Origin of the sequence: Pseudoalteromonas ruthenica, from assembly GCF_008808095.1 — a bacterium.
GTDB classification, from domain to species: Bacteria; Pseudomonadota; Gammaproteobacteria; order Enterobacterales; family Alteromonadaceae; genus Pseudoalteromonas; species Pseudoalteromonas ruthenica.
In genome coordinates this window covers 528,755-553,949 of the sequence record NZ_CP023397.1, presented here as the reverse complement: position 1 = coordinate 553,949, position 25,195 = coordinate 528,755, and the positions used below count along the sequence as shown (strand labels likewise).

General features: G+C 47.8%; 24 protein-coding genes and 2 pseudogenes. 9 read left to right on the top strand and 17 right to left on the bottom strand.

Annotated elements, in window-relative coordinates; genetic code table 11:
• Positions 1 to 10 precede the first annotated feature (10 nt).
• The 4 genes from PRUTH_RS17670 to PRUTH_RS17655 form a co-directional block, all read right to left on the bottom strand.
• A complete protein-coding gene (locus PRUTH_RS17670; RefSeq protein WP_151174064.1) occupies positions 11 to 574 on the bottom strand; it encodes a response regulator transcription factor in 564 nt (187 codons plus the stop codon).
• Positions 555 to 1,832: a sensor histidine kinase gene (locus tag PRUTH_RS17665; RefSeq protein ID WP_151174063.1), complete on the bottom strand. Its 1,278-nt coding sequence runs from the start codon at positions 1,830 to 1,832 to the stop codon at positions 555 to 557. The genes PRUTH_RS17670 and PRUTH_RS17665 overlap by 20 nt, the downstream gene beginning before the upstream one ends.
• 87 nt (positions 1,833 to 1,919) lie before the next feature.
• The gene (locus PRUTH_RS17660; RefSeq protein ID WP_151174062.1) at positions 1,920 to 2,327 is read right to left on the bottom strand and encodes a nuclear transport factor 2 family protein; all 408 of its coding nucleotides are present in this window, start codon (positions 2,325 to 2,327) and stop codon (positions 1,920 to 1,922) included.
• Entirely contained in the window at positions 2,314 to 3,603 is a 1,290-nt protein-coding gene (locus tag PRUTH_RS17655; RefSeq protein ID WP_151174061.1) for a metal-dependent hydrolase family protein, read from the bottom strand. Before PRUTH_RS17655 ends, PRUTH_RS17660 begins: the two co-directional genes overlap by 14 nt.
• Before the next feature lie 173 nt (positions 3,604 to 3,776).
• Here PRUTH_RS17655 and PRUTH_RS17650 point away from each other — a divergent pair.
• From PRUTH_RS17650 to PRUTH_RS19350, 3 genes and pseudogenes are all read left to right on the top strand, one after another.
• Positions 3,777 to 4,844: pseudogene (locus PRUTH_RS17650) on the top strand (ketoacyl-ACP synthase III).
• Between the two features lie 95 nt (positions 4,845 to 4,939).
• Positions 4,940 to 5,194 carry a SpoIIAA family protein gene (locus PRUTH_RS17645; RefSeq protein ID WP_257221089.1) on the top strand — a complete coding sequence of 85 codons (255 nt, stop codon included), beginning with the start codon at positions 4,940 to 4,942 and terminating at the stop codon, positions 5,192 to 5,194.
• 2 nt (positions 5,195 to 5,196) lie between these two features.
• Positions 5,197 to 5,316, top strand: coding sequence for a SpoIIAA family protein (locus PRUTH_RS19350; protein WP_257221088.1), 120 nt, complete (start codon positions 5,197 to 5,199; stop codon positions 5,314 to 5,316).
• A gap of 39 nt (positions 5,317 to 5,355) precedes the next feature.
• Here the strand turns inward: PRUTH_RS19350 and PRUTH_RS17640 are convergent.
• Positions 5,356 to 6,722: pseudogene (locus PRUTH_RS17640) on the bottom strand (leucyl aminopeptidase family protein).
• Between the two features lie 72 nt (positions 6,723 to 6,794).
• On the opposite strand from PRUTH_RS17640, the gene thpR reads away from it, so the two are divergent.
• On the top strand, positions 6,795 to 7,328 hold the full coding sequence (thpR, locus tag PRUTH_RS17635; RefSeq protein ID WP_151174060.1) for an RNA 2',3'-cyclic phosphodiesterase: 534 nt from the start codon (positions 6,795 to 6,797) through the stop codon (positions 7,326 to 7,328).
• 124 nt (positions 7,329 to 7,452) lie between these two features.
• Positions 7,453 to 8,598, top strand: coding sequence for a glycosyl hydrolase family 28-related protein (locus PRUTH_RS17630; protein ID WP_045979009.1), 1,146 nt, complete (start codon positions 7,453 to 7,455; stop codon positions 8,596 to 8,598).
• A 36-nt stretch (positions 8,599 to 8,634) separates the two neighbouring features.
• Here PRUTH_RS17630 and PRUTH_RS17625 read toward each other — a convergent pair whose 3' ends face one another.
• On the bottom strand, positions 8,635 to 9,036 hold the full coding sequence (locus PRUTH_RS17625; RefSeq protein WP_239408341.1) for a hypothetical protein: 402 nt from the start codon (positions 9,034 to 9,036) through the stop codon (positions 8,635 to 8,637).
• Positions 9,037 to 9,240: 204 nt separating this feature from the next.
• Here PRUTH_RS17625 and PRUTH_RS17620 point away from each other — a divergent pair, with 204 nt between their 5' ends.
• Together PRUTH_RS17620 and PRUTH_RS17615 are read left to right on the top strand one after the other, a co-directional pair.
• Entirely contained in the window at positions 9,241 to 11,823 is a 2,583-nt protein-coding gene (locus PRUTH_RS17620) for a TonB-dependent receptor plug domain-containing protein (protein WP_045979007.1), read from the top strand.
• 108 nt (positions 11,824 to 11,931) lie between these two features.
• On the top strand, positions 11,932 to 13,422 hold the full coding sequence (locus tag PRUTH_RS17615) for a tetratricopeptide repeat-containing sulfotransferase family protein (RefSeq protein WP_151174059.1): 1,491 nt from the start codon (positions 11,932 to 11,934) through the stop codon (positions 13,420 to 13,422).
• Here the strand turns inward: PRUTH_RS17615 and PRUTH_RS17610 are convergent.
• Complete coding sequence (locus tag PRUTH_RS17610; protein ID WP_022944470.1) at positions 13,355 to 14,260, bottom strand: alpha/beta fold hydrolase; 906 nt, start codon at positions 14,258 to 14,260, stop codon at positions 13,355 to 13,357. The genes PRUTH_RS17615 and PRUTH_RS17610 overlap by 68 nt on opposite strands.
• A 250-nt stretch (positions 14,261 to 14,510) precedes the next feature.
• On the opposite strand from PRUTH_RS17610, the gene rlmF reads away from it, so the two are divergent.
• Complete coding sequence (gene rlmF, locus PRUTH_RS17605; RefSeq protein WP_151174058.1) at positions 14,511 to 15,419, top strand: 23S rRNA (adenine(1618)-N(6))-methyltransferase RlmF; 909 nt, start codon at positions 14,511 to 14,513, stop codon at positions 15,417 to 15,419.
• On the opposite strand, the gene PRUTH_RS17600 is transcribed toward rlmF, so the two are convergent.
• The 10 genes from PRUTH_RS17600 to PRUTH_RS17555 all read right to left on the bottom strand — a co-directional run bounded on the left by PRUTH_RS17600 (position 15,389) and on the right by PRUTH_RS17555 (position 24,338).
• Entirely contained in the window at positions 15,389 to 16,006 is a 618-nt protein-coding gene (locus tag PRUTH_RS17600) for a thymidine kinase (protein WP_053910801.1), read from the bottom strand. The genes rlmF and PRUTH_RS17600 overlap by 31 nt on opposite strands.
• Positions 16,007 to 16,094: 88 nt before the next feature.
• Complete coding sequence (locus PRUTH_RS17595; protein WP_138542788.1) at positions 16,095 to 16,781, bottom strand: hypothetical protein; 687 nt, start codon at positions 16,779 to 16,781, stop codon at positions 16,095 to 16,097.
• A gap of 143 nt (positions 16,782 to 16,924) precedes the next feature.
• Positions 16,925 to 17,392, bottom strand: a complete 468-nt coding sequence (locus PRUTH_RS17590; protein ID WP_138509767.1) for a methylated-DNA--[protein]-cysteine S-methyltransferase — start codon at positions 17,390 to 17,392, stop codon at positions 16,925 to 16,927.
• A gap of 2 nt (positions 17,393 to 17,394) precedes the next feature.
• On the bottom strand, positions 17,395 to 18,744 hold the full coding sequence (locus PRUTH_RS17585; RefSeq protein WP_151174057.1) for a DNA-3-methyladenine glycosylase 2 family protein: 1,350 nt from the start codon (positions 18,742 to 18,744) through the stop codon (positions 17,395 to 17,397).
• Positions 18,745 to 18,836: 92 nt separating this feature from the next.
• The gene (locus PRUTH_RS17580; protein ID WP_151174056.1) at positions 18,837 to 19,451 is read right to left on the bottom strand and encodes a superoxide dismutase; all 615 of its coding nucleotides are present in this window, start codon (positions 19,449 to 19,451) and stop codon (positions 18,837 to 18,839) included.
• Between the two features lie 13 nt (positions 19,452 to 19,464).
• Positions 19,465 to 19,962, bottom strand: a complete 498-nt coding sequence (locus PRUTH_RS17575; RefSeq protein ID WP_040643068.1) for a DUF2753 family protein — start codon at positions 19,960 to 19,962, stop codon at positions 19,465 to 19,467.
• A 99-nt stretch (positions 19,963 to 20,061) separates the two neighbouring features.
• Entirely contained in the window at positions 20,062 to 20,553 is a 492-nt protein-coding gene (locus PRUTH_RS17570; protein ID WP_151174055.1) for a GNAT family N-acetyltransferase, read from the bottom strand.
• A gap of 31 nt (positions 20,554 to 20,584) precedes the next feature.
• A complete protein-coding gene (locus PRUTH_RS17565) occupies positions 20,585 to 22,825 on the bottom strand; it encodes an aminotransferase class V-fold PLP-dependent enzyme (RefSeq protein WP_151174054.1) in 2,241 nt (746 codons plus the stop codon).
• Between the two features lie 186 nt (positions 22,826 to 23,011).
• Positions 23,012 to 24,115 (bottom strand): AI-2E family transporter, encoded by a 1,104-nt coding sequence (locus tag PRUTH_RS17560; protein ID WP_022944479.1) that lies wholly within the window; start codon positions 24,113 to 24,115, stop codon positions 23,012 to 23,014.
• 4 nt (positions 24,116 to 24,119) lie between these two features.
• Entirely contained in the window at positions 24,120 to 24,338 is a 219-nt protein-coding gene (locus PRUTH_RS17555; protein WP_026111040.1) for a sulfurtransferase TusA family protein, read from the bottom strand.
• Positions 24,339 to 24,525: 187 nt separating this feature from the next.
• Here PRUTH_RS17555 and PRUTH_RS17550 point away from each other — a divergent pair, with 187 nt between their 5' ends.
• The gene (locus PRUTH_RS17550; RefSeq protein ID WP_138509672.1) at positions 24,526 to 25,194 is read left to right on the top strand and encodes a hypothetical protein; all 669 of its coding nucleotides are present in this window, start codon (positions 24,526 to 24,528) and stop codon (positions 25,192 to 25,194) included.
• The last annotated feature ends 1 nt before the right edge of the window (position 25,195 follow it).

Here is a 25,195-nt window from a genome sequence, read left to right as displayed (position 1 = left end):
GGCCACGTTGTTATTGGCCTTTTTTCTTTTCTAAAGTCTCCTCAGCGAGGTTAATTTGCCACCGGTTTTTCTGCAACTTACGTTGCAAGGTACGTCGGTGCATGTTGAGTTGGCGCGCTGTTTGCGAAATGTTGCCATTGTTGCGCGTCAGCACCGCTTGAATATGCTCCCACTCCAAACGCTCAGGAGACATGACCTCATCGTCGTGCGAAACGTGTGAATGCACAATATCATCCTCCAAAGTGGCTAGTAAAAGTGCCATAGACACAGGCTTAGCGAGGTAATCATCAGCGCCGAGCTTCACTGCTTTGACTGCAGTGGCAATACTGGCAAACCCAGTCAGCAATATGATGCGCGCACTCGGCAGCAAAGAGCGCAGCGGTGCAAGCAGCTGCAGTCCAGACTCATTATTTAAATTCATATCCAAAATAATGTGGCTGGGGCGTAACTGTCGTGCTTGAAACAGCGCACTTTGCACACAATCAGCATGTGCCTGCGCTTGGGTGTGCGCTTCTAGGCGCCTCATGAGTGTTCGCGCAAAGGCCAGGTCATCTTCAATCAGTAACAGCTTCATAGCGCCTCTTAGGAATAGTGATATCAATGCATGCACCGTGTTCATTGTTGGCCAATGCCAAAGTGCCACCAATGCGCTCTATCGTGGCGTTGGTTAGCCACAGCGCCACACCAAAACCATCGCTACTCGCTATCACTGCGCTGCCCAAGGAGGCCTGCATCTCAGCGCTAAACCCTCGGCCTTGGTCCTCAATTCGCCAATGAAGAGCAGAGTCAGAGTCGCGGATGGTAATCGTGATACGCTCTGCCCCAACCTCTTCGTTTGCCCGCACAGCATTGGCCAATACGTTAATCACAGCGGCACTCAACAATGGGTCACTAATAATTTCAATATGTTCACCTTGATGTGGGAGCTGACAATGCAGTTGCTGAGACGGATAATTCAGCGTGAAAGCTTGGCGGATCTCATCAACGAGCTGTAATAGCGGCTGATAATGAGGCGCTCTTTCATGAGCATCACGCAGCTGCTGTGCCCGAGCACGAAAACAATCCAACTGCCGCTGACACTGTGCCAAAGGCACCGCCATATCATCAACCACAGGCTGTAATGTCGGATTGTCGGCGCTTAGCTCCCTTGCTTCATCATGCAACAGCGCCAAATTTGCAAGCGGTGTGGCTAGTTGGTGAGTCGCTTGCGCTGCAGCGCTGCCCAAAGACACAAGCTGCTCAGCGCGAAGCTGCTCTTCTCGGCTTTGGGCAATAGCGCGCTGTTGTTTTGCCAAAGTGCGAGACAATGCGCTAACCAGAGTGGCGACCACAACGGCACTGAGTACAAAGTTTATCCACATGGCGATAAAATGGTGGCGCATTTGCATGCCCTGCTCACCTTGATGATGCAATGGCATCATCATCACTAAGGCCGAATAAGCAGCAATTGCAATAACGGTTAATAACACCGTTAAACGCCCAGGTAAGGTCACAGCAGCAATCATAACCGGCAACAGCAGCAATGACACAAAGGCATTGGTCGCCCCGCCACTGTGCATAAGCAGCAAGGTTAAAAACAGGATATCAGCTAATAATTGCCACACTACGGTGGCGGCGCCCACCGGTGCGCGACTGTGGATGCGTCGTCGTAGCAACACCACACTCAGCAGCTGAAATAGCGACTCCACGGCGATGATGCTCAACAGCGGCAAAAGTGCTAACGCAAAATCAAGTACATAGTAAGCAATGAGCACCGCCAGTAACTGCAGTGCAATGGCGACACTGCGTAGCAATAACACACGGCGAATGCTGGATTGTAATAGCAGGTCCAAAATAACAGCGCTAAGGGGTGAAGAATAATGAAAGTCTATCGTTATTCTGGCGCTGAGAAAAGCACAGAGTGGGAGACTACGGCGACGTTACCGGTTTAACTGGAAGGCCTCACAAGGCGTGCCTTGGTGGTAAACTAAACGCCAATCTTGGTTGCTATTCAGACACCATATCGACATCCTTACAGAGTAGTGCCATTGCCCTCCTTTGATGCGTCTGAGCGCACCTCGGTAAGAGAGCTGGGCGACATCATCGCACAGCATACGCCCTTCAAAATCTTGATTGTGAAAGGTGGGTTTTCGTCCCTTGGCTTGCTCTTTTGGTAGCCGAGCAAGCACATTGTCCTTATCAAAGCGCCGGCCGTCGGCCGACACCTCGATAAAACGTTCATCAAGCAACTCATTTAATCGCGAGGCATTGCTGCGCACCTCTTCGCTCATTAAAGTTCTTTCTAACTCAATTAGTTGCGCCAACGTTTGCGCTTTAATCTTGCTCATGATGTTTGATGACTTTCCCTTCTTTCATGACAAAGGTCACTGCGCTTAGTTGCGAAATATCCTTTAATGGCGACTGCGCAACAGCAATTACATCAGCGTAGTATCCGTTTTGTAATTTGCCAACTTCCTTGCTCATATTCAATAGCTTAGGTGCTTGTTCTAAACTAGTCGCCAACGCTTCACGGGGCGACATACCATACTCGACTAACAATGCAAATTCGCGGGCGTTATCTCCATGGCGGGATACCCCTGAGTCGGTACCAAACGCGATATTCACGCCTTCATCTAAAGCCCGTTGGAATGATGCTTTCACCACCGGGGCGACCTGCGTTATTTTGTCTACAATTGCCTGAGGAACCTTATCATTGTGCTTCACTTCCTCACTCACAGAGATCCCCGCTAACAATGTCGGCACTAAGTAAGCGCCCGTACTTTTAAACAGCGCCACCGTTTCGTCATTAGCATAAGAACCGTGCTCGATAGAATCGACTCCGCTGCGAAGTGCAGCTGCAACCCCCTGGGCGCTGTGTGCGTGAGCTGTCACAGGGCGACCAAGATTATGAGCGGTATCAACAATCGCCTTCATTTCCTCATCGGTCAGTTGCTGATTGAGCCCCGCTTGAGTGTTACTCAATACCCCGCCAGTGGCCGTGATTTTGATAACTTGTGCCCCGGCTTTTACAATCTCGCGCACCGCCCGTGTGCAATCATCGGCGCCATTGCACACGCCCATGCGTGGAGCAAACGCATCAAGTACCTCTTGTCTATACCCATGTAAATCACCGTGGCCGCCTGTTGGAGTCACCGCCTCACCTGCAGCAATAATACGTGGCCCCTGTATTACGCCACTTTCTACTGCTCGTTGCAGCGGAAAAATCACCTCGTTATAACTGCCCAAATCACGCACGGTAGTGAACCCCGCATTGAGGGTATTGCCAAGAAATTGCGTTGCACGTAACGCCTGATCGGCCTCGACCTCCTTCAACCACCTTTCAGGGTCAGCCTGGGGATCACGTTCAAAACTAATATGCACGTGCAAATCTATCAGCCCCGGCATTACAAATTGTTCTTTAAGGTCAATAATATGCGCGTCGGCCAAGCCTAACGTTTGAGCACTAACATAGCCTTCATGAATACCCTGACACGTCCGTCTACTACTTCGAGGGTTTGCCGCTCGAGACATCGGCATGGCCGCTGGGAGTATTTTACCGGCATAAATCAATGTACTTTGCGCCCAAGCGCTTGCGCTTGATAACGCCAATAGTAGCTTGCACATGTGGTGAGTTTCATTGTTTTCCTTGGTTATTATTTTCTTTTACCTGAACTACTTTGCCGGTGCAAACCAGTATAACTCGACCAAACGCTGCATTTTGGTATAAAGTTGCCATAGCAAAGAGATCGGGCCAGATGAATAAACAAACGTCCGACGCAGCAACCTTAGGAATTTTTATGCACTATGCAGAGATCACTGGCTGGGGCAAATGTATCCCACAGCACGCATTACTAACGATGACATTGCCACCGTGGTTGATACCTCAGATGAGTGGATCAGCTCTCGCACCGGTATTAAAGCCCGCCATATTAGCCACGTAAGCACTGCCGAGCTTGCAACGTGGCCGCTCAACGCGCGTTAGATTGTGCTGGCGTTGACGCCGAGCAGCTTGATCTCGTGCTGGTTGCCACTTGCACACCGAGTACCATGGTCGCCAACACAGCCTCGGAAGTACAACAACGCCTAGGCGCCAAAGGGGCCGCAACCTGTGACAGTAACGCCGCCTGCTCTGGTTTTTTATATGCGCTGCAATGGCCACGGCTCAAATCCAGGCAGGCATGATTAAACCGCTGTTGTAGTCGCCGCCGAGCGCATGCTGTGGTATGTCAATTGGGCCCTGCGTGACAGTGCGGTGTTATTTGGTGATGGCGCCGGTGCGGTGGTACTGCAAGCCAGTGAGCAACCATTAGGGTTACTCGCGAGCAAAAGTGGCTGTGACAGCAGCGACCGTTCAATTTTGCATATTAGTAACTTTGGCACCAAACGTGAATAAATACCAGACCATTGGCGGGTCTGATTTAAACTTTGTTGGCCCGGAAATCTTCAACGTGCCGTCAAAGGCATGAGTGTAGCCTGCGACGATGTGTTGAGTCAGGCACAACTTAGCCTCGATGACATCGATGTATTAGTACCACACCCAAGCGAACTTACGAATTATCCAATCAATTCAACAGCGCTTAAAAGTAGACGATGACAAAGTGATGGTTAATATCGATGAATACGGCAATACCTCCGCAGCAACCATTGCCATTGCCTTGTGTGAGGCTGTCGAAAGAGGGATGGTCAAACCTGGCGCGAATATAATGTCAGCCGCCTTCGGCGCTGGCCTGACATGGGCAGCCAGTTACATAAAGTGGGGTGAGCGTGTAACTCCAGTGCGTGACAGTCAAGCGGCTTTACCTGAGTGCTCGCAAACTGGGTTAGAGCTCATTGCCGAGGCGGTAACGGCCTGCCAACAAGGGTAACGCGACTATGGGCTGCAATGGCGTCCCAATTACTTTAAAACTTTCATAAATACCGCTATGGTTACCTTGAGCGTGAGCTATATAGGAACAGTGTTATGGCTAAAGACGGTTTGAAAGTAGATATAGAGCGCCACCAGCAGCGCATCTATATCGCCTTAGTACTGACCGGTACGTTGAATCATGAGCATTATCAACTACTGACGCCATTATTCGCTTCGGCCTTGGCTGATATTGACGAGCCCATTGTCGATGTTTTCATCGACGCCAGTCAGCTAGACGGTTTTACGACACGAGCTATGTGGGATGACTTCAAGTTAGGGTTATTCATCGTAAGCAATTTAAACGCATAGCCTTGTACGGCCATAAGCGGTGGCAAAGCTTCGCGGCAAGTGTTGCAAATTGGTTTGTTAGTGGCGAAGTTAAATATTTCGACGACCCTCGCGCGGCAATCGCCTGGTTATCTGAACATTAAAAAGGCCGCTTACGCAGCCTTTAGTGTAACTTTTTTTGCTTAGCTACCAAAGCGCTGTTGCAACATAGTGTATGCAGCACGAATACCAAAGGCCTCACCACCTACCGGGCGGCCTGGTAGTGCGCGCACATTCCACGCCATAACATCAAAGTGTACCCAAGGTGTTTCTTTAGCAACAAACTCTTGCAGGTAAAGCGCTGCGGTAATGGCGCCGCCAAATGGCCCTTGTGAGCAGTTGCTCATATCCGCCACGTCGCTTTTCAACAAGTTTTTATACTGAGCAAACAGTGGCATACGCCATACTGGATCTTGGCTTTGATAGCCAGCCTCTGTCAACGCCTGAGCGATGCCATCATCGCTACTGAAAAACCGGGTAACTCGGTGCCAAGAGCAATTCGCATAGCGCCGGTGAGGGTGGCGAATCGATAATAAGATCGGGGTTATCTTGCTGCGCTTCATCAAGCGCATCGCACAACACTAAGCGACCCTCGGCATCGGTATTGTCAATTTCAACGGTAATGCCTTTACGAGTTTTAACCACATCACCTGGGCGAAACGCATTACGTGATACCGCATTTTCGACTGCAGGAATTAACACCCGTAGCTGCACGTTTAACCCAGCTGCCATAATCATATTAGCAAGGCCCAATACATGCGCCGCACCGCCCATGTCTTTTTTCATTAAACGCATGCCCGCCGCAGGCTTTAAATCTAAACCGCCGGAGTCAAAGCATACGCCCTTGCCTACCAAATGATTTTAGGCGCTTTTTTATCGCCCCAGCGCAAATCAAGCAATCGCGGCTTGTTTTCGCTCGCACGACCGACCAAATGAATGGTCGGATAGTTTTGCTCTAATAGCTCATCACCGATCCACTGTGAAAATTGGCCATCGTAACGCTCAGCTAAGTCGCTCATGACTTCACTTAAGTGTTGAGGCATCATATCCGCCGCAGGCGTATTAACAAGATCGCGCACTAAGTTTGTCGACTCAACACTGGCTACCAGCTCATTGAACAACGCCTTATCGGTTATGAGTAAACGCGCTTTCGGTGCATTCGTTGTTTATACCCGGTGAATTGATAGCCACCGAGCGCAAAACCCAGGGCAATATCACGTTCGTTGGCGCAGTCCGTCAGTTGATAATCGCCCTCTGGCAACTTGTTCACACTGTCTCCAGCGGCCCACACACTTTGCTCATTATCGCTGACTAAGACTGCCAGTTTAGGTTCGCCATTGTCGGTATTTGGCACAACACATAGACCTTGACCTCCACCGAGTGAACGCAATACCCAAGTTCGGGTAAAGTCATCCTGTTGCTCAGACCATGTCTCTAAGTTGTTTTGATTGATAACATAAAAAGGGATTGGCGCGTTATCCTTACGCGGCGTATTTACCAAAAGATTCATTGCAGACTCATCGTTGGTTGCTGATAATATCCAGCATATCAAGTTCGCCTTATAATTGGTATAGGATGAGTAATGGCGTCTTCACTTTCCAGCCGACGGTTGTTTTTTGCTCTGGGTTTAAGCAATGAGGCAAAGTCTTCACTCGCGCACTGGTTACAACACCATGTCATTGCCGATAAAGCCTTTACGCAACCACGAAACTGGCACTTAACCCTGTTATTTCTTGGCAGTACCTCTTTGAATACAGAGGCTGCGCTGATTAAAGAAGTGAGAGCCCTGCAGCTTAGGAAGTTTAACTTAAAGGTGGCTGACATCGATTGGTGGCCCAGTAATGGCATTTTTCACCTTCGCCCCATCTCACCACCTGATGCGTTATTCACACTGCACAATGACCTCAAAGAGATAGCACAAAAACATCATATTGAAGATCCGCACCGGCGCTATCGCCCCCACATCACCCTAGCAAGAAACTGCAAAGCGATGCCCACAGTTGCTCAACCGATGCCAGCTTTTGATATGCAAGTGCATAGTTTTACATTGTTTGAGTCGACCCGTGATGAGCAAGGCTTGGTCTATCGCCCGATTGAATATTTTACGCTGTATTAGCGTGCTTTTAAGCAAATACATTGAGACTCTGAGGATGGCACACTATGCTAAAGGTAACCGGTTCCCTACATCGCATTACCAGTCAGAACCACGACTTTGAATTATCTATTTTCAAGGATCCATCATGACGCGATTTATTTACTTTCTTTTACTTTTTTCTTTCGTTGCCCACGCAGAAAATGTGCATGTCGGCGATTTCGGCGCCACAGCCGATGATCAACAAGATGACAGCGTAGCGATACAAAGCGCCCTCGACTCACTGGCCAAAGGTGACACGCTAATCTTTGCTGAGGGCACGTACGATGTGTGCACCACCTTAGTGTTGCAACACAGTGAGCAAATCACTTTGCGCTCTTTTACACAGAGTAAATTAAAAAAGTGTGCAAACTTTTCTGGAGAATACTTGCTTTACGTTAAACCAGCGCAAGACTTCACCCTGAGCTCGTTACATTTTCAAGGGCTCCATAACGGTCACCAAGTTAGCACCTGGGGCAAACAAGGTGTGTATATCGCCTCGGCTACAAACGTAAAAATTATCGGCAATGAGTTTAGCAACTTTGGTGATGCCGCTTTGCGCGTGACCTCTGGGCCTGAAGCCGATTATTTCACCACCAATACCCGTGAAGTCATGATCGCCAGCAACCGCTTTAGTCAGTGTCGGCAAGTGACAACAACACAAGCACAGACAAACTCTTACGTGGGAGGGGTGAATGATATTGTGGTGTTGGACAATGAATTTGAGAGTTGTACCCTTAAGCTTTCAACTCGTGCGCCAGCACAAACTGCGAATGTGTTGTTCAATACCTTTAAGGATATTAACAAGACCGCATTTGAGGTGAGCTACTACTCAGATTTGTGGGTCGCTCATAATCGCTTTATGAACATTGATGGGTTTGTTATGAACTTATACCCGAACTCTCAAGCTCCCCGACAAATCCCGTGGGATAACATTATGTTTGAGAAAAACTTTATTCATAACACTCGATTTGGTCTGCGCCTAAATAGTCTTGGCAGAGAGCAACTGCGCCCTGTGTACGCGTTGACCGTGCGCGATAACCGTTTTGAGCAAGTCCACTTCGCCGAGGAAACCAACTGGCGTGATATTGTGCGAACCTACAGCTACTCTGATCACGCTTCTTTCGATGGAGTACATATTTCTGGAAACGAATATGAACTCGCCCCGGACAGCGATTTTCTTTACATTGATCCCCTTAGTCGCAATGTGTATATCGACAACAACACTGCCCTCCCCACTCAACCGGGCAGTTAGCTGAGCGCCGCCTAGTTGGGCACGCCAGTGTCTAAACTAGTCCTGAGGAGGGGAATTGTCGTCGCAGCGGGATGAATTCTTAGCTGGTGGTTTAGGGTGACTGAACGAGCTAGGTAACACCTCAACCCCTACCAGCTTGGCAATTTTAACAACAAGGGGGATGGTAATAGGTGCAAATGGCAGTATTGCAAACACGCCTAAACCCAGCCCCTTTAAAATATCCACAAACTGTTCATTCGCCACTTTGAGTTCATGCTTAGTGGCGTTACCACGCGTGTAGCGTCGGTAGATATCCAGCATCTCTTTTGTTTCTTGGCGTTCTTGCGCCAAGGCCCACTTCACCGTCACCATCGCGCGACGTAATTTCAATTTTTGTCGCCGCCGAGAAATAAGCAGCACGCGGATTGGAGCGCGATGGAATAAACGATAGATGCGCATAAGGTCTTCACTAAGTAGTTACTAAATGATTGTCACACAGATAACTCCTAGACGCTAGCACCAAGGATTTTCTCCCACTTAGGTCTAATATTTTGTAACAAAAGTTATTGTTGTGTTGAATCTATTGTAAACAACATGTATAGATACCTTATACACAATGACAACAAAGAATCATAAATCTGTATACTAACTGGGGGATACAATATGAAGTTGAAATACAGAACTCTGCAAGCAGCCGTTCGCTGCGCACTTCTTTCCACATCAACGGTAGCGCTGCTACACACCGGTAATGCACTTGCTGAAGACGAGAGCAACGCTGAAAAAACGAAAAATATTGAAAAAATCGCCGTCGTAGGGTCTCGTGCTGCGCCACGCTCTATCGGCAGTTCTCCTGTTCCGGTTGATATTATCGGCGGTGAAGAGCTCAGTAAGGTGGGTAATTCCGATATGTTAGAAGTGCTTAAAGGCACTGTTCCATCATTTAATGTACATAGTAACCCTATCAGTGACGCAGCAACGCTTGTGCGCCCTGCTAACTTGCGAGGTCTCCCCTCAGATAGCACACTCGTCTTACTCAATGGTAAACGCCGCCATCGCGCCTCGGTCATCGCATTTTTAGGCGGTGGTATTAACGATGGTGCACAAGGCCCTGATATTTCAGTGATCCCAAGCATCGCGCTGAAACAAGTAGAGGTATTGCGCGATGGTGCTGCGGCGCAGTACGGGTCGGATGCAATTGCTGGGGTAATGAACTTCGTGCTGAAAGATGCCAGCGAAGGGGGTACGTTTGAAGTACGCCATGGGCAGTACTACGAAGGCGACGGTGATAGCACCCAAATTGCGGGTAACATTGGTTTACCTTTCACTGATAACGGCTTCGCTAACTTAAGCTTCCAATATAAAAATGCTGATGCGACAAGTCGCAGTACTCAGCGCGCTGACGCGATTGCGTTAACAGCGGCGGGCGTGCCGGATATTGACGACCCTGCACAAATTTGGGGTACCCCAGAGATTGAAGACGACATTTCCATTTTTGGTAATGTTGGCTTAGAGCTAACCAATGATGATGAGTTCTACATGTTCGGAAACTATTCTGAGCGTGATGTTCGTGGTGGCTTCTATTATCGTAACCCGCATACACGCCCAGGTGTGTACTCCAACGATGGCGGTGAAACGCTGCTGGTGGGTGATTTAACTGGCGATATGAGCGGCAACTGCCCAACCAATATCCAAATCGACGATAACGTACTGGACAACCCAGAGTACATTAATGGTGTTGCTAATAACCCTGATTGCTTTGCCTTTAATGAAATTCTTCCTGGTGGTTTTACGCCAAACTTCGGCGGTAATATCGTTGACACCTCATTCACGGCAGGTGTGAAAGGTGAGTTTAGCGATGGTTGGCTCAAAGGTTGGCTCTATGATGCCAGCGGCTCAGTGGGCTATAACGCCTCACGCTACTTCCTCTATGACACCGTAAATGCCTCTTTAGGCCCGCAAACACCGCGCGATTTCTCACCAGGTAAATACGAGCAGCTAGAGAAAACATTTAACTTCGATATCACCCGAACCTTTGATTGGGGCTTGTATTACGATGCCAACGTTGCCGGTGGTATTGAGTGGCGTGAAGAAACCTTCACCGTGATCGCTGGCGATGAAGATTCATTTGAAATCGGCCCGCTAACAGAGCAAGGCTTCAGTATTGGTTCTAATGGCTTCCCTGGCTTTAAGCCTTCACAAGCCGGTGAGTTCACACGCCGCAACTATGCTGCCTATATTGATATCGAAACACCATTCACTGAGAACTTTTTAATGGGTTGGGCGCTGCGCTATGAAGATTACGACAGCTTTGGTTCAACAACTAACTACAAAGTAACGGGTCATTACACTATTAATGACATGTTCTCATTGCGTGGTTCATTAAGCACTGGTTTCCGTGCGCCTACTGTTGGGCAAGCGAACGTTAGTAACGTGCAAACGAACCTAAGCAGTGGCGTGTTGGTTGATTCGGCGCTGTTACCACCAACTAACCCGATTGCGGTTCAACTCGGTGGTGAAGAACTACAGCCGGAAGAATCTGATAGCTATACCTTCGGTGCGGTTTACCAAAACGGTGATTTCTATCTAACCATGGATTACTACAACATCGATGTAGAAGACCGTATCAGCCAATCAGAAAAAATCGTGCTTAGCGATGAAGATAAAGACATTTTAAAACAAGCAGGTGTGCCGAATGTCGACCAACTTGCACAAGTCAGTTTCTTCACCAATGACTTCGACACCACCACTGAGGGTGTTGATATCGTAGCCAACTACAGCACTGATTTACTCGATGGTTTCTCAACCTTTAGCTTGGCGTACAACTGGAATGAAACTGAAGTAACCAGCTTCAGTGATATTACCGGCGACTTTAAAGTACAACGCCTAGAGGAAGACCTACCTAATCATCGTGGTACAGCAACTTGGTCACAACAATGGGATTCATTCTCTGGCTTTGTGCGCGTGAATTACTTCGGTGAGTACCAAGGTGTTCATGTTGACTTCGACCAAACAGCAAAAATGGCCGATGCCGCAGTAACGGTTGATGCGGAGGTGACTTACTACCCCACCGAAGCCATCGGTCTATCTGTGGGTGCACAAAACATCTTCGACCAAGAGGCAGAGCCTTTAGATTTCGAGGACCGTACAGGTATTCCTAATAACAATTGGGGTGGCTTGTACTATGAAACCTCGCCGTTTGGTTTCAATGGTGGCTATTACTACGTAAAAGCGACTTATAGCTTCTAATAGAAGCGCATTAACTACATCACAGGCGGGCGTAAAGCCCGCCTTTTTTATGCTTGCGTCGACACAGGCCGCACGGTATGTTGAATTAAAAAGCTTTACCGAATCACTATGACTATTTTAGAGCGTGCTAATCAGCTGCTAAGTGAAAACAAACTTAAGGAAGCCGAGTTTCATTTTAAATCGGCGCTTGAAGCCGACCCGAATCAAGGCGAAGCACTGTTTGGTTTGGGTCGCATTGCCATCCGCTTAGAGAAATACCCTCAGGCAGTCTATTTGTTACAAAAAGCCTGCCAAAGGCTCCCTAAAGTACTCGACCCTTTATTTGCGCTTGCCGATGCATTTGACGGCCTAGAGAAACGTAGTGATGCTTATGAAGTACTGCACTACTGCACCAAAATTGCTCCTCATAACGGCGAGTCCTTTTATCGCTTAGCCCTGCACCATCTTACCTATGGCTATATCAAAAAAGCTAAGCAGGCCCTGCTCAATGGCTTGGGCTGCCCCGATCACCCGGTCACCCCTTACATATACTATGAGTTAAGCCAACTGAAAGGTAATAGTGTTACTTCTAAACAGATTGCTCATATGCACACTCTGCTTAGTGCAAGCCGCAGCACGCAAGCCAAAGTGGTGCTGCATTATAGCTTGGCAAAAAGCTATCATAACAGTGGTGACAAAACTCAGGCCTTTGCTCACTATCGTTTAGCCAATGAAATGCAATATACCTTGTGTACGCCTTTAGGCGAGGGCTTCGAGCAGTACATCAACACGCTCATAGCACAGTTTTCAACAACCTTTATTGCTGACCAACAAGACACCTTAAAGGCCAGCTTTATTCCGGTGTTTATTGTTGGCATGCCACGGACGGGTTCCACCCTGTTAGAGCAAATGTTGTGTCAGCACCCAAGCATAGCAAGCCTGGGTGAAAACGACGTTATTAGCGCCAAACTGATGGCTTATTTGAGCGCGGTCAATGAAGCTCCTTTCCCACATTGTATGGCCAATACGAACACCGATATTCGTAACCGACTGCGGCAGATGTACGTTGATGAACTGACCAAGCATCAACTCGCTCACCGTGTCGTGATCAATAAACTCCCCGCTAACTTTCAGGCTCTCGGAGCTATTCAAGCACTGATGCCGAATGCCGTGTTTATCGATTTGAGACGTAATTTCCAGCCCATGGCTTGGTCAGTATTTTGTCATTACTTTGGCGCCAATGAGCCCTTTTTCTGCCATATGGACACCCTAGCTCGTTACTACGAAGGCTATGATAACTTGATGCAACACTGGCGAGACACATTGGGTGAAAACCTGATCACGATACATTACGAACAATTAGTGCAAGAACCTGAACAGTCCTTACGTAAAATATTCAGTAAACTAGAGTTAAGTTACACACAACAATGCTTGCGCTATTTTGAATCACATCACGCGGTGACAACCTTGAGTCGCCATCAAGTGCGTGAACCCGTCTATAAAGATGCGAACAAAGCTTACAAAGAATATGAGCAAGCCTTTAGCGAATGCTTTAGCCGTAGCGTGAAAACCAGGCCAGTACATCCTGAAACTGATCCCGCTGCGCTTGGGGATGAGTAAGCATGTCAATATGACCGTAGTCATGGTGATGGCCATGACTGCGCCCGTACAACTTAAATTCTTGGATGCCACAACCTGACTCTTGCATAAACTTCTTTATATCTATGGGTTGTGCCAGCGCTTTATCCTTCACCCCTGCAATGTGCAACGTTGGCGGTAACGCCAAGCGTTTAATGGCATGGCCATAATCAAAACCATCGTCGCTATCAATCCAAGGCCTAACCTTTGCCCACTGCATACTTTGATAGTGTGATTTAACGGTTTCGTCATCACTGCCCCACTTCAGTTTACGCGCAGGCAAATAGCCATATTTCTTCGCTTTTTTTGGCGCCAACCAATACCACACCAAATTACCTTTAAGGAATTTACTAGGGTGACGGTTATACAATGAGCGCTTGGATCCAAAATATGCACAGGCGCTGACTTTCTTTATGTACTCAGGAAAGCGAGCAAAGACACTGTTGAATAACACACCGCCCCAAGAGTGAGCGACCCAAAAACGAGGAAATTCACCGGCATGCTCCGTTATTTTGCTCAAAAACGCTGGAATTTCATGACATATAGCCTCGGTTTGCCCATAACTGGCCCCAGGGCCTATTGATGGCTTACTTTCGCCACGACCACATAAGTCGGCGACATAACATCGATATCCATGTTTAGCTAAAAAAGGCGCTAATCCTTTATTCGAATGCGTATAAAAAATCTTGCCATTTTCAACAGCACCATGCATAAAAAAGATGGCTGGACCTGTGGCGTTATCTTGCGCAATATAACGTAAATGAAGGGTTTGCTGCTCACTGTAATCAATATATACCGACTGTTGAATAATATCGCTCATACTTGATACTGCTTATTCTTTTTTACTCATCGTACCAGCATCAAATGTTATCAACAAGTAACATAATTCAGTCACTATTTAGCCACAACAGCTATGCTCGCATGGTGACTAGGCCAGTGGTGTAAAGAAAAGCAATGAAACTAAAAATGAGCAATATGAACGCATGTAGCGCTCTTCGTCAGTCATAAAGCACTACAGCAACAGAGTGATTTTCTCTATAATGGTGCTTTTAGCGGAATAGAGTTTGCCCTTGCATCCGAAGAACCGTCACGCCAACGGCTATGATTTCGACGCCTTGTGTCGAAGCTTACCTAGCTTAGAGAACCACATTATTACTCGGCGCGATGGCCAGCCAAGTATCGATTTCAGCGACCCAAACGCGTTAAAAACACTCAACCAAGCACTGCTCAAGCACCATTATCACATTGATATATGGGATTTACCCAGCGGCTTTTTATGCCCCCCGGTTCCCGGGCGAGCCGATTATGTGCACCACTTACACGACCTACTTGCCAACGACAGCGGCTTAGATGTCGCGCATCATAAAGTAAGAGTGTTGGATGTGGGTACCGGCGCATCGCTCATTTACCCTATCTTAGGTCATAAACTATTTAACTGGCAGTTTGTTGCCAGTGATATCGACCCCCAGTCTGTCAAGCTCGCTAAGCAGTTAGCACAACTCAATCAATTACCTATCAAGGTACAACAACAAAAACGTCCAAGTAGTTATTTTAACGGCATAGTTAAAGCCCAAGATACCTTAGTCGCCACCCTGTGTAATCCGCCTTTTCACGACAGCGAACAAAGCGCACAGGCTGGGAGTGAGCGTAAATGGCGTAACCTTAAAGGCCAAGCAAAAGGGGCGCACCTCAACTTTGGCGGTCGTGCCAATGAGCTGTGGTGCCAAGGTGGCGAACTTGGCTTTGTGCGCGATATGATTTTAGAAAGCAGCCATTATGCCGAGCAGGTACTGTGGTTTAGCTCATTGATTTCAAAAAAAGACAACCTCAGGGCCCTCAAAAACACCTTGCGTAAGGCTGGGGCCATCAATATTGAGGTGGTGAATATGGCCCTAGGGCAAAAAGTCAGCCGCTTTCTTGCTTGGAGTTTTATGCCACAGAGTGAACGTCAAGCACGCTTAGAACAATTGCTTTGCTGAGTGGTACTCGGGTCATTGAGCGCTTGCTTATAATGTTTACGACACACGGAAACATAGCGCTCGTTACCACCAATTTGCACTTGGTCGCCACTGGCAACCACCGCTCCTTCGCTGTCATAGCGCAGTACGTGGTTGGCTTTGCGGCCGCAGTGGCATACGGTTTTTAGCTCCACCAGCTTATCGGCCCAGGCTAATAAATATTGTGAACCGACAAAGAGTTCACCAAGGAAGTCACTGCGTAGACCATAACATAAAACCGGGATGCGCAACTGATCGACAACCTCGGTGAGCTGCCACACTTGCTGCTTCGATAAAAACTGGCTTTCATCCACCAACACACAGTTTACCGGCTGGATTTGGTGCTGCTGTTGGATAAGTGCAAACACATCAGACTCACCGTCAAAGACATAGGCATCGGCCTGCAAGCCAATTCGCGAGGCAACCTTACCAACACCTGAACGGTCGTCTATCGCGGCAGTCATAATCATAGGGCGCATACCGCGCTCACGATAGTTAAAAGCCGATTGCAGTAAGGTTGTGGACTTTCCAGCATTCATCGCCGAGTAGTAGAAATAGAGTTGAGCCATAGTGATTGTTATCCATTTTTTTCGCGCGCCAAGCTTACACTAAGGCTTTATGAAAGTCATATCTCCTCTCTGAGAGCTTTAAACAACACTAATCGCGAATTTGTAGATAGCGTCGGTAAATAGCAGTAGTATCCAAGCCTTTTAGCGCATCCCATATACGTTCCACTCTGTGCGGATAGGCCTGGTAAAATTTTGGTGCGAATATGAGATAGCCATAGTGCACATCAAAAGGCGGATAAAGTGGGCTCACCCCTTGGATATCGGCGGGCTCAACATATAGGTTCTGATTACCAACTTGGCAAAAATCCATCACTGCGTGTACACGCCTGTTGGCCAGTAGCCGGTATGCGTCTTGCTGCGAAAAAACAAAATGCACAAAAACTGGCTGATCGTTTAAGCGCTGGGCAATAGCGTAACCATGCGGCAAGGCAATCGCCACACCTTGCTGTTGCAAATAGTGTCTTCTTGGCCAGAACTCATGAAATTCACGATTGCCAATAAAACAACTTCCCACTTTACTCAGTGCACGATCTGTATCAACGTCATCATTAATCATAGGATAACGCAGCCGAGAGAGTCGTTGCTTTCGATAGCTGCCTATTAATGCTTGCGCTTCGCCCTTTTCAACCATATCTAAACAGCGCTTCCAAGGTCTGCGAATAAATGCAAAACGCACGTTCTCTAGACGTGACTGCAATTGTTGGATCACTTCTATGTTAGCACCGGGGTTGTGGGTAGGCACCTCTCGGGTTTGTCCCATGTAAAACGGCACCACCTCTTTGTCCTCATAACAAAGGGTTATTCGCAGATTAGTGTTAGCTGCCAATGCGACGCGGCAACAAACAACTGTTATAACCATCATAAAAAGGAGGAACCGAACCATTTAAGACCACTTAGCTGAATTGATTGTGTTTTAGTTTAGTCGTCGTAATGGGCCTGTTCAAACGCTAGCAACCATTGTTTTTTGTCCACTCCACCGGCATAGCCAGTCAAGGTGCCGTTGCTGCCGATAACACGATGGCAAGGCACGATAATACTGATAGGGTTTTTGCCATTCGCTGCGCCCACGGCGCGCACTGCATTAGGGTTATTTAATAACTTGGCAATATCACCATAGCTGCATGTAGTTGCATAACCTATCGTCATCAATGCATTCCACACCTGATTTTGAAAATCAGTGCCGGCGACATCAATAGCCACATCAAATGTTTGCCGAGTACCATCAAAGTACTGCTGTAGCTGATAGAGTGCCTGATTTAGCAGGTCATTGTTGCAACTAAGGCCATTTTGGGCACGGCCCATATCAAAGCCGACATAACACAGGCCATGATCGGTGGCTTGGATTAACAAGGCGCCTATCGGCGTCTCTAGCGTTGTTTGGTACATAGTCATAATTGTTGCCATAGCTGAAAGGTTAAATAAGAACGAAACGGCGCACAGGCTTCGGGGTCTAGGCTCGGCAAATGTTGCAGCGCTTTTTTGACCCCCAAGTCCCCCCCTAAATAGATATCAGGGTCGCTCAGACCACGCATTTTCGCATAGTTTACAGTCCAAGGGCCGATACCTTTTATGGTTAACCAAGCGTCTACATCGTCAATGCCATGGCTGCTCACATGCCGGGCTAAATCAATAAGCGCCTGTTTACGCCTTGCGGGCATTTTAAAAAAGCTAAGCTCACTTTGCGCCACTTGGTGAGCACTTGGAAAATAGCGCCCTTCATCACCGAGCGATGCCACCAAAGTTTTGCTTAACTGTCTTGCAGCACTAACGCTGACTTGTTGCCCTAACACCGCCCTGATGCCCGCTTCAAACGGCTCCCAAATGCCTGGCAGCCTGAGCCCTTGTTTAAGCGGCAGAGACTCCCCGAAAGCACGATGTAGTTGCTGATTTATCACCTCGGTATCAGCATCCAAATCTAAAACACGGCGAATGTTCGCCACTACAGCCTGTAAATGAGACCAATCCGTGAGGGTAATATCAACCCAAAAGCCTTGTTTGGCCCGGTCAAAAACAGCATTAAACTGGCCCTTACAGGATGCATACTCAAAGGTGCGACCATAGCTGTTGGCGTCAACCCACTCTACAGGGTCGACCGCCCGCTTTGCTAAAAACTGTTGCATAGAAGGCCAGTCATAAGGCGGGCGAAAACTTAAAAACAAATTAATATGCTGCTGCGTAGGCGACTTTCGGCTACGAATATCACTCGGAGTGAGCTTTAGAAGCTGTTTAAATGCATCATTGAAGCGCCGGACACTGTTAAAGCCTGAAGCGAATGCAATGTCAGTAATTTTTAGCTGTGTTTGCTGCAATAGCTGTTTGGCAAACTGGCACTGGACAAACTGGGCGTATTGGCCAGGTGCGATACCATAATGTCGTTTGAATAATTGACTTATATAACTTTGCGACACCCCTAGGCGCGCCGCCAGCGCGGGTAACCCTCCCTCACGCCATTGCCCTTGATCAATTAACTTTTTGCCACGCAGTGCGGTTGTTTGCGCGCCCAGCCAAGGATAACTGCCTGGACTGGCATCGGGCCGACAGCGCAAACAGGGTCGAAAGCCGGCTAAGGCTGCCTGATGTGCATGCTGATAATACTGCACGTTATGCTCTTTTGCCGCAGGGGCTGGGCAAATAGGCCGACAATAAATGCCGGTACTACGCACTGCAACGTAAAAGAGCCCATCAAAGCGCTTGTCACGGCTCATCCGGGCTGTTTGGCAGATATCTGGGGGATACATGCTCTACACTCACTTTACTTTAAGTCTTGTGATCAGCTTATCGTAAAATGCGCGAATACCTAGCCAGATTTTACACTCAATATAAAATTAACTTAGCGCCCTGTTGCTTGATCAAAAAGCGCCTCCACCGCTTGCCAATCTATGACCTCATAAAAGGCTTCAATATATTCTGGTCGGCGATTTTGGTACTGTAAGTAGTATGCATGCTCCCATACATCCAAACCTAGAATAGGCGTTAATCCATCCATTAGTGGGCTATCTTGATTGGCACTGTTGACCACCTGAAGTCGATGGCTACTATCAACCACCAGCCATGCCCAACCACTTCCAAACTGCGTTAACGCCGCCTGCGTAAACTGCTTTTTAAATGCCTCCCAGCTCCCTATGTCACTTTTGATAGCCTGAGCTAACGCACCTTGTGGCTCAGTGCCACCTGAGGGGCTCATCACCTGCCAAAACAAACTGTGATTGGCATGCCCACCGACGTGATCACGGACCGCAGGTCTCAGTGCCTCATCTATCTTAGCGATGTTACGCAACAACCAATGTGCCCCTTTGCCTTCATATTCGCTGTCTTTCAAGGCGTCATTGGCCTTATTGATGTAGGTTTGGTGATGTAAAGTATGATGAATTTCCATGGTACGGCCATCAATATGAGGCTCCAGTTCATCATAACCATAAGCTAATTCTGGAAGTTGAAATGCCATCGTCACTCCTTATTTAGTGAAAAGTGGGGTGTGTAACACTGTGCTGATTAAGCGCGTGTTGTAGTTGCTTATGAGTTTCAGGGTTGGGGCCATAGAGCTTGGCGAAGTGCATCAGTTGCGCATAGGTTTTATCACTATGGATAGCGCCAATGTGCATGACACTTGGATCAGAGTGCTGACGCAACGCCAGCATATTGGCATGCACTTGAGTAAGCGTGTGTGCAGCGCCACTTAGGTTACCAAGGCGAATGTACGTATCTGCGAGGTTATGGGCGGCCACTACCATGGCAGGGCTACATTGCGCCAATGCTTGGCAACGCACACCCTCATCTTTTAACGTTAAAAATTGCGCCATCAAGCGATAGCTAAGTTGGTAAGCAACAGTGTATTTATCTCTGGCGAGGTGCCACTGCTTAGCGTTGAATGCGTGATTACCGGCTTGAATATCGACTTGCCAAGGGGTGAGTGCGGATTGCACCCACGGCAAGTCAGTTAATGGAGATTGGCTCATACTGATTTACATTCACGTCGCTGTGGATCATATCACTACCTTAAACACAGATAAACGTTAATGCAAATTATTTTTATTTATAATATTAATTTACTAACCTCATTGCGCAAACTGGTGCAGCTGCTCACCATCTAAGCGATAGATAATCCACTCACCTTGTGCTTGCGCGCCGATACTCTCATAGAAGTCAATCGCTGGCTTGTTCCAATCGAGCACCACCCACTCAAAACGGCCACAGTCTTTTTCAATCGCGCGACGGGCAAGAAATTGCATCAATGCCTTGCCTGCACCTCGACCTCGCTTATCTTCGCTAACATATAAGTCCTCAAGGTACAGGCCATTGCGGCCCAACCAAGTAGAATAATTGAAAAAGTACACTGCAAAGCCGATTGGCTCAGCATCAGGCGCCTCACTATCAAAGCAAATCACACTATGGGCGGTCGCTCTTTCACCGAACAATGTGCGCTCAATGTCCTGCTCCGTGGCAGTGACCGCGTCCGGCTCTTTCTCATAAATAGCGAGTTGATTGATAAAATGGTAGATAAGCGGCACATCATTGATCACCGCATCGCGGATAAACACTTGACTCATAAAGGTTCCTTGGACTGTGAATACCCTTCCATCATACAAGTGCGAGCCCACCTTGCAAGTTATACACGTGCTCAAAACCTAAGGCTTTTAAGTTACTGATAGCCTGTCCAGAGCGATTCCCTGTACGACAGATCAATACATAGTGTTTACTTTGGTCCAGCTGTTGCGTCAGCAATGCATTCGCGAGCCGACTAAGTGGGATATTAATAAGCTGTTCTGGCGCTAGCGTAAATAGGCTGCGAATATCCGTTGCTCCGTGTTCATAGGGCTCACGTACATCAAGTACTACAGTAGTGTCGCTGTGCTCATGCAGTAACTGCTGCAACTGCTGTGCGCTCAGCTGTGCCCCACTTGCCTTGACGGGGGCTAGGCTAAAGCCACATAAGGCGCCGCATTGCTCGCCTTGGCGCTGATCTAATTGATCTTTACGCAAAGCAAACTGCTCATGGTCGAGCTCCCCTTGTAATAAGGCTGCCAACAGCTCACTGGCTTGGCACTGTGCCTGCCAGGTCATGGCAAAGCACTGTTCGTAGTCGTGCGCTGGGCAAATAACCGTATTTTGTTCAAGTAATTGACTGAGTAATTTCAGCGACTGCGCCATTTGCTCGCAACTGGCATCGTCGAATTGAGTACTGCCCAGGCCACCCCAAACAAGCAAATCGCCACAGAAACAGGCTTCAATATGCTCGTTTTGAGAAAGTAAATAACTGACACTGTCACTGCTGTGCCCTGGCGTGGTAACACGGCTTAATTGGTGTGAACCAAGAGCAATAGCCTCACCATGAGACCACCCAAGCTCGCCACTTGCATCGACTTCTAAGCGCTGCGCCAACAGCGAGCGAGCAGAATCTTTATCTTGATGTCGGTGAGTCTCTAGTACGGCTTTGACCCGCAGTTGCTGCTGCTTTACTAACCGAGTCAGGCGAGGCACCAATTCAACAATGGGGTCGACTATCACTGCGTCATTATTGTCAGCGACAAATAGCCAACAACAACTGCCTTGATGGCGCAATTGTGTGAGCCCCAATGCACAGACCTCTTGCTCTGGCTGATGAGCATCAGAGACAATGAGACAATGATTCCTAAGCACTGGTTTTAACGCACAAATACGCTCACAGGCCAAAGCGATATCTGCAGCGCTGGCAGCTGGACCATAGGACATGCGAATGGCATTTTCGCTTTGCCAGTCGCTAACACCCATGGCATCAAGTACGAAACTGCGCGATGCGCCGGAGCTACAGGCTGAGCCGCCACTAACGCGGATCCCCGCAGCATCGAACAAATCCATCACCTCTTTTGAGGTCAAGCTATTCACGCAAAAGTTCAGTGTCGTCGGCACCGTTGATGCCAAAGGCGCATTAAAGGTGATATCACCAAAGGTTTGCTCTAAGGCACTAATAAGTTGGTCGCGGTATTGATGCAAGGTGCACACAGGTTTGAACACCGCTTGCTTAGAATCTAGCAGTAGTTCAAATAGTTCATACAAACCGGCGATACCGGGTAGGTTCTCTGTTCCTGAGCGCATACCACTTTCTTGACCCCCTCCGGCGATGAATGGGGTATAGGGGCTATTTTCGCGAATATACAAAAAGCCTATTCCCTTAGGTGCGTAGAGTTTATGCCCAGAAAAAGGGGCATAATCAATTGTGGTATCACTTAAGGCCAACGCCTGTTTACCAAGAGCTTGAACGCAGTCGACCATCCAAGACACTTGCGGATTATGCGCTCGGATCACTTTCTCGAGTGCACCTAAGTCTTGATATACGCCGGTTTCATTATTCACCGCCATGGTACATATCATTAATGCTTGGCCCACGTGCTCTGCAATAAATTGGCTATCTAGCAAGCCATCTTTGTCCACCGGAATCGCCAAAACTTTTGCCCCAAGCCCTAATACTTCGTTCCAGTGCTTCAGGGTATTTGGCACGGCCTTGTGCTCAGTCGCCCCATACAGCAATACACTGTGCTCGGTGGCTTTATGACGGTTTGCCAGCAGCGTGGATACCACTGCCGTTTGAATTCCTTCGGTCGCACCTGAGGTGAAAAGAATATCGCCATTTTGCGCACCTATCACCTGGCGTGCCTTATTGCGCGTTTGCTCCAATAAATATTTCGCTTGCACGCCGGTTATATGAGAGCTTGAAGGATTTCCAAAACACACTTGCATGGTATGTGACACCACATCGGCAATACACGGCAGCACCGGGGTGGTGGCATTGGCATCAAGATAAACCAGATCTTGGCTAGGCTGGGTGAAGAAACGCTGCGACATAAGACACTATATTACTATTAGCTATAACTTATAACCATTGTACACATAAGCACTCAACGCAGTAAGACTAATTTGTTCGAATAAACCGAGGTTTTATGAGTTTATCGTATAACTCGTGCGGCAACAGGGGGGCTTGTAAAGAGTAAAAGGAGATTGCTGCATAGAAGCAGCAATCTATCGATATTTTTAATCGTTGTTCATTTCCTCGACTAACGCTTTGGGCATGCTTTGATGGGGTTCATCAGCACTGCTAGACCACGCATTAATAAGCGCACGCACCAGTGACGCCAGTGGGATTGCGAAAAAGACCCCCCAAAAACCCCACAGGCCACCAAAAAACAGCACCGCGACGATAATAAAGACCGGATTCAAGTCCACTGCTTCTGAAAAGAGTAAGGGCACCAACACGTTACCATCAAGTGCTTGAATAATGCCGTAGGCCACGAGCACTGACCAAAACTCGCTACCGAGTCCAAACTGAAACAACGCAACGGCAGCCACAGGAATCGTCACCAACGCCGCACCAATAAAGGGAATAAGAACTGAAAAGCCCACTAACACACCCAGCAGCGCCGCGTACCGCAGGTCGAAAATGGTAAACACCACAAACGACACACCACCAACAATCACAATCTCAAACACTTTACCTCGGATATAGTTCATAATTTGCTGGTTCATTTCTATCCACACCTGATGGATTAGACGGCGTTGTTTGGGCAGCAGCGAACTCATGCTTTGGACCAGTTGCGCCTTATCCTTGAGCATGAAAAATATCAGTAGTGGCACTAATATCAGATAAATAAGCCATGCGGCCACATCTTTAAGTGAGGTTAAAGAAAATGACACCAAGGTTTGCCCAAGCTCCACCGCTTTAGACTCAACACTGCTGACCACCGAACGGACCTGTTCGGGCGAAATGAGAGTTGGGTAGTCTATGGGCAAGTGCAACAAATAATGTTTTCCTTGCTCAAGCATGGTTGGCGCCTCTTGTACTAGATTACTGGTTTGTTGCCACAACACGGGCCCAATCCCAAATAAGCTGCCAATAACTAACGAGCAAAATAAGGCCATCACCACCACGGTGGCCAAGAGTCGTGATAAACCCAAGCGCTGTAAGCGGGCCACTGGCCAGTCTAAAAGGTACGCCACCACCACTGCGACCAACGCAGGCATCAACAAGTTACCGAAGAAGTAGAGAATGGCAAACGCTGCAACGAGCAACAGCAATAAGGTGACAGAGTGAGGGTCAGAAAACTTTCTTTGATACCACGAACGCACGTATTCGAACACGAATTTAAATCTCCACTATGAGGCGGTAAAACGATGGTTGACGCTGCAACGCATAGCTCAGCCCTTGTTTTTTTAAGTACCGTTCAATATCGGTAAATTCTTGAGTGTTGGTATTCAACAATAATAATAAACGACGATGGTCACCCTGAGCACGCTTTAGCGCGAGTTTAAATTGCACAAACTGCTGCGGACACCGTAACGACCGTAAATCAACTTCCACCATTATATTCACATTACCTTGCTTGGCGCTTAACACTTGTTATCGATGCCAATATGTCGCTGAGATTAAGCGTAAAAAGAAATAGTTAGTAGATGATACCGATTCCTTAATCATACCGTAAAAAAGCTTAAAAGGTTTACGACATTCGTTTATGCTTAATACTATAAGGCGAAAATGAAGGAAGCGTGTCATGGCGACGTCGCATAACAAAGCTAGGCTGCCTGCCAATCCGACCTTAAAGGAAATCAATTGGTATAAAAAACAGCTTAACTGGGGTGAACTACCGCCTTTTTACCATATGGTGTCACAAAGCCTCAGTGAGTCTGAAAACCTGCTAGAGCACGGGTTTGATACAGCTATCAAGCGCTTACTCGATAAACGAAATTGGAACCTGAAGACACTCGGTGGGCAGGAAGATCATAATGGCATTATCCACTGCGATAACAAGCCGCGTATCGGTTTACATCAAAGCTTTACCGAGCGAGGCTTTGAGCTCAGTGCTTATGCTTATGCTGGCGACGAAAAAATTCGTCATTACGTGCGTGATAATGCCAAAATGGAATTCGATGTATGGGATCCGGCGACCATGGAGCATGTGATCCGTATCGGTCAGTTGCACAAATTCATCGCGTTTTTCTTTGACAGTGGAGATGATGCCGATAAAGCTCTGATTATTCACGCTCATAAAGTCGTGCATGACACGGTCGAATTATTACGTCGCGAATTGAACGTTCAAGCCTACAACGGAGTCTCAATAAAAGAATTCTATAAGGCGTGCGAAAAGCACCACAACACTGGCGGCAGTGAATTTGCGCTGGCTAGGTTGATGGAGCCAGATGATTATAACCACAAGGAATAAT

Coding starts and splice junctions, on each gene's coding strand:
- PRUTH_RS17670 (WP_151174064.1), bottom strand. CDS start 574: ATGAAGCTGTTACTGATTGAAGATGACCTGGCCTTTGCGCGAACACTC.
- PRUTH_RS17660 (WP_151174062.1), bottom strand. CDS start 2,327: ATGAGCAAGATTAAAGCGCAAACGTTGGCGCAACTAATTGAGTTAGAA.
- PRUTH_RS17655 (WP_151174061.1), bottom strand. CDS start 3,603: ATGTGCAAGCTACTATTGGCGTTATCAAGCGCAAGCGCTTGGGCGCAA.
- PRUTH_RS17645 (WP_257221089.1), top strand. CDS start 4,940: ATGGCTAAAGACGGTTTGAAAGTAGATATAGAGCGCCACCAGCAGCGC.
- thpR (WP_151174060.1), top strand. CDS start 6,795: ATGGCGTCTTCACTTTCCAGCCGACGGTTGTTTTTTGCTCTGGGTTTA.
- PRUTH_RS17630 (WP_045979009.1), top strand. CDS start 7,453: ATGACGCGATTTATTTACTTTCTTTTACTTTTTTCTTTCGTTGCCCAC.
- PRUTH_RS17625 (WP_239408341.1), bottom strand. CDS start 9,036: ATGCGCATCTATCGTTTATTCCATCGCGCTCCAATCCGCGTGCTGCTT.
- PRUTH_RS17620 (WP_045979007.1), top strand. CDS start 9,241: ATGAAGTTGAAATACAGAACTCTGCAAGCAGCCGTTCGCTGCGCACTT.
- PRUTH_RS17615 (WP_151174059.1), top strand. CDS start 11,932: ATGACTATTTTAGAGCGTGCTAATCAGCTGCTAAGTGAAAACAAACTT.
- PRUTH_RS17610 (WP_022944470.1), bottom strand. CDS start 14,260: ATGAGCGATATTATTCAACAGTCGGTATATATTGATTACAGTGAGCAG.
- PRUTH_RS17600 (WP_053910801.1), bottom strand. CDS start 16,006: ATGGCTCAACTCTATTTCTACTACTCGGCGATGAATGCTGGAAAGTCC.
- PRUTH_RS17590 (WP_138509767.1), bottom strand. CDS start 17,392: ATGTACCAAACAACGCTAGAGACGCCGATAGGCGCCTTGTTAATCCAA.
- PRUTH_RS17585 (WP_151174057.1), bottom strand. CDS start 18,744: ATGTATCCCCCAGATATCTGCCAAACAGCCCGGATGAGCCGTGACAAG.
- PRUTH_RS17580 (WP_151174056.1), bottom strand. CDS start 19,451: ATGGCATTTCAACTTCCAGAATTAGCTTATGGTTATGATGAACTGGAG.
- PRUTH_RS17575 (WP_040643068.1), bottom strand. CDS start 19,962: ATGAGCCAATCTCCATTAACTGACTTGCCGTGGGTGCAATCCGCACTC.
- PRUTH_RS17570 (WP_151174055.1), bottom strand. CDS start 20,553: ATGAGTCAAGTGTTTATCCGCGATGCGGTGATCAATGATGTGCCGCTT.
- PRUTH_RS17565 (WP_151174054.1), bottom strand. CDS start 22,825: ATGTCGCAGCGTTTCTTCACCCAGCCTAGCCAAGATCTGGTTTATCTT.
- PRUTH_RS17555 (WP_026111040.1), bottom strand. CDS start 24,338: ATGGTGGAAGTTGATTTACGGTCGTTACGGTGTCCGCAGCAGTTTGTG.
- PRUTH_RS17550 (WP_138509672.1), top strand. CDS start 24,526: ATGGCGACGTCGCATAACAAAGCTAGGCTGCCTGCCAATCCGACCTTA.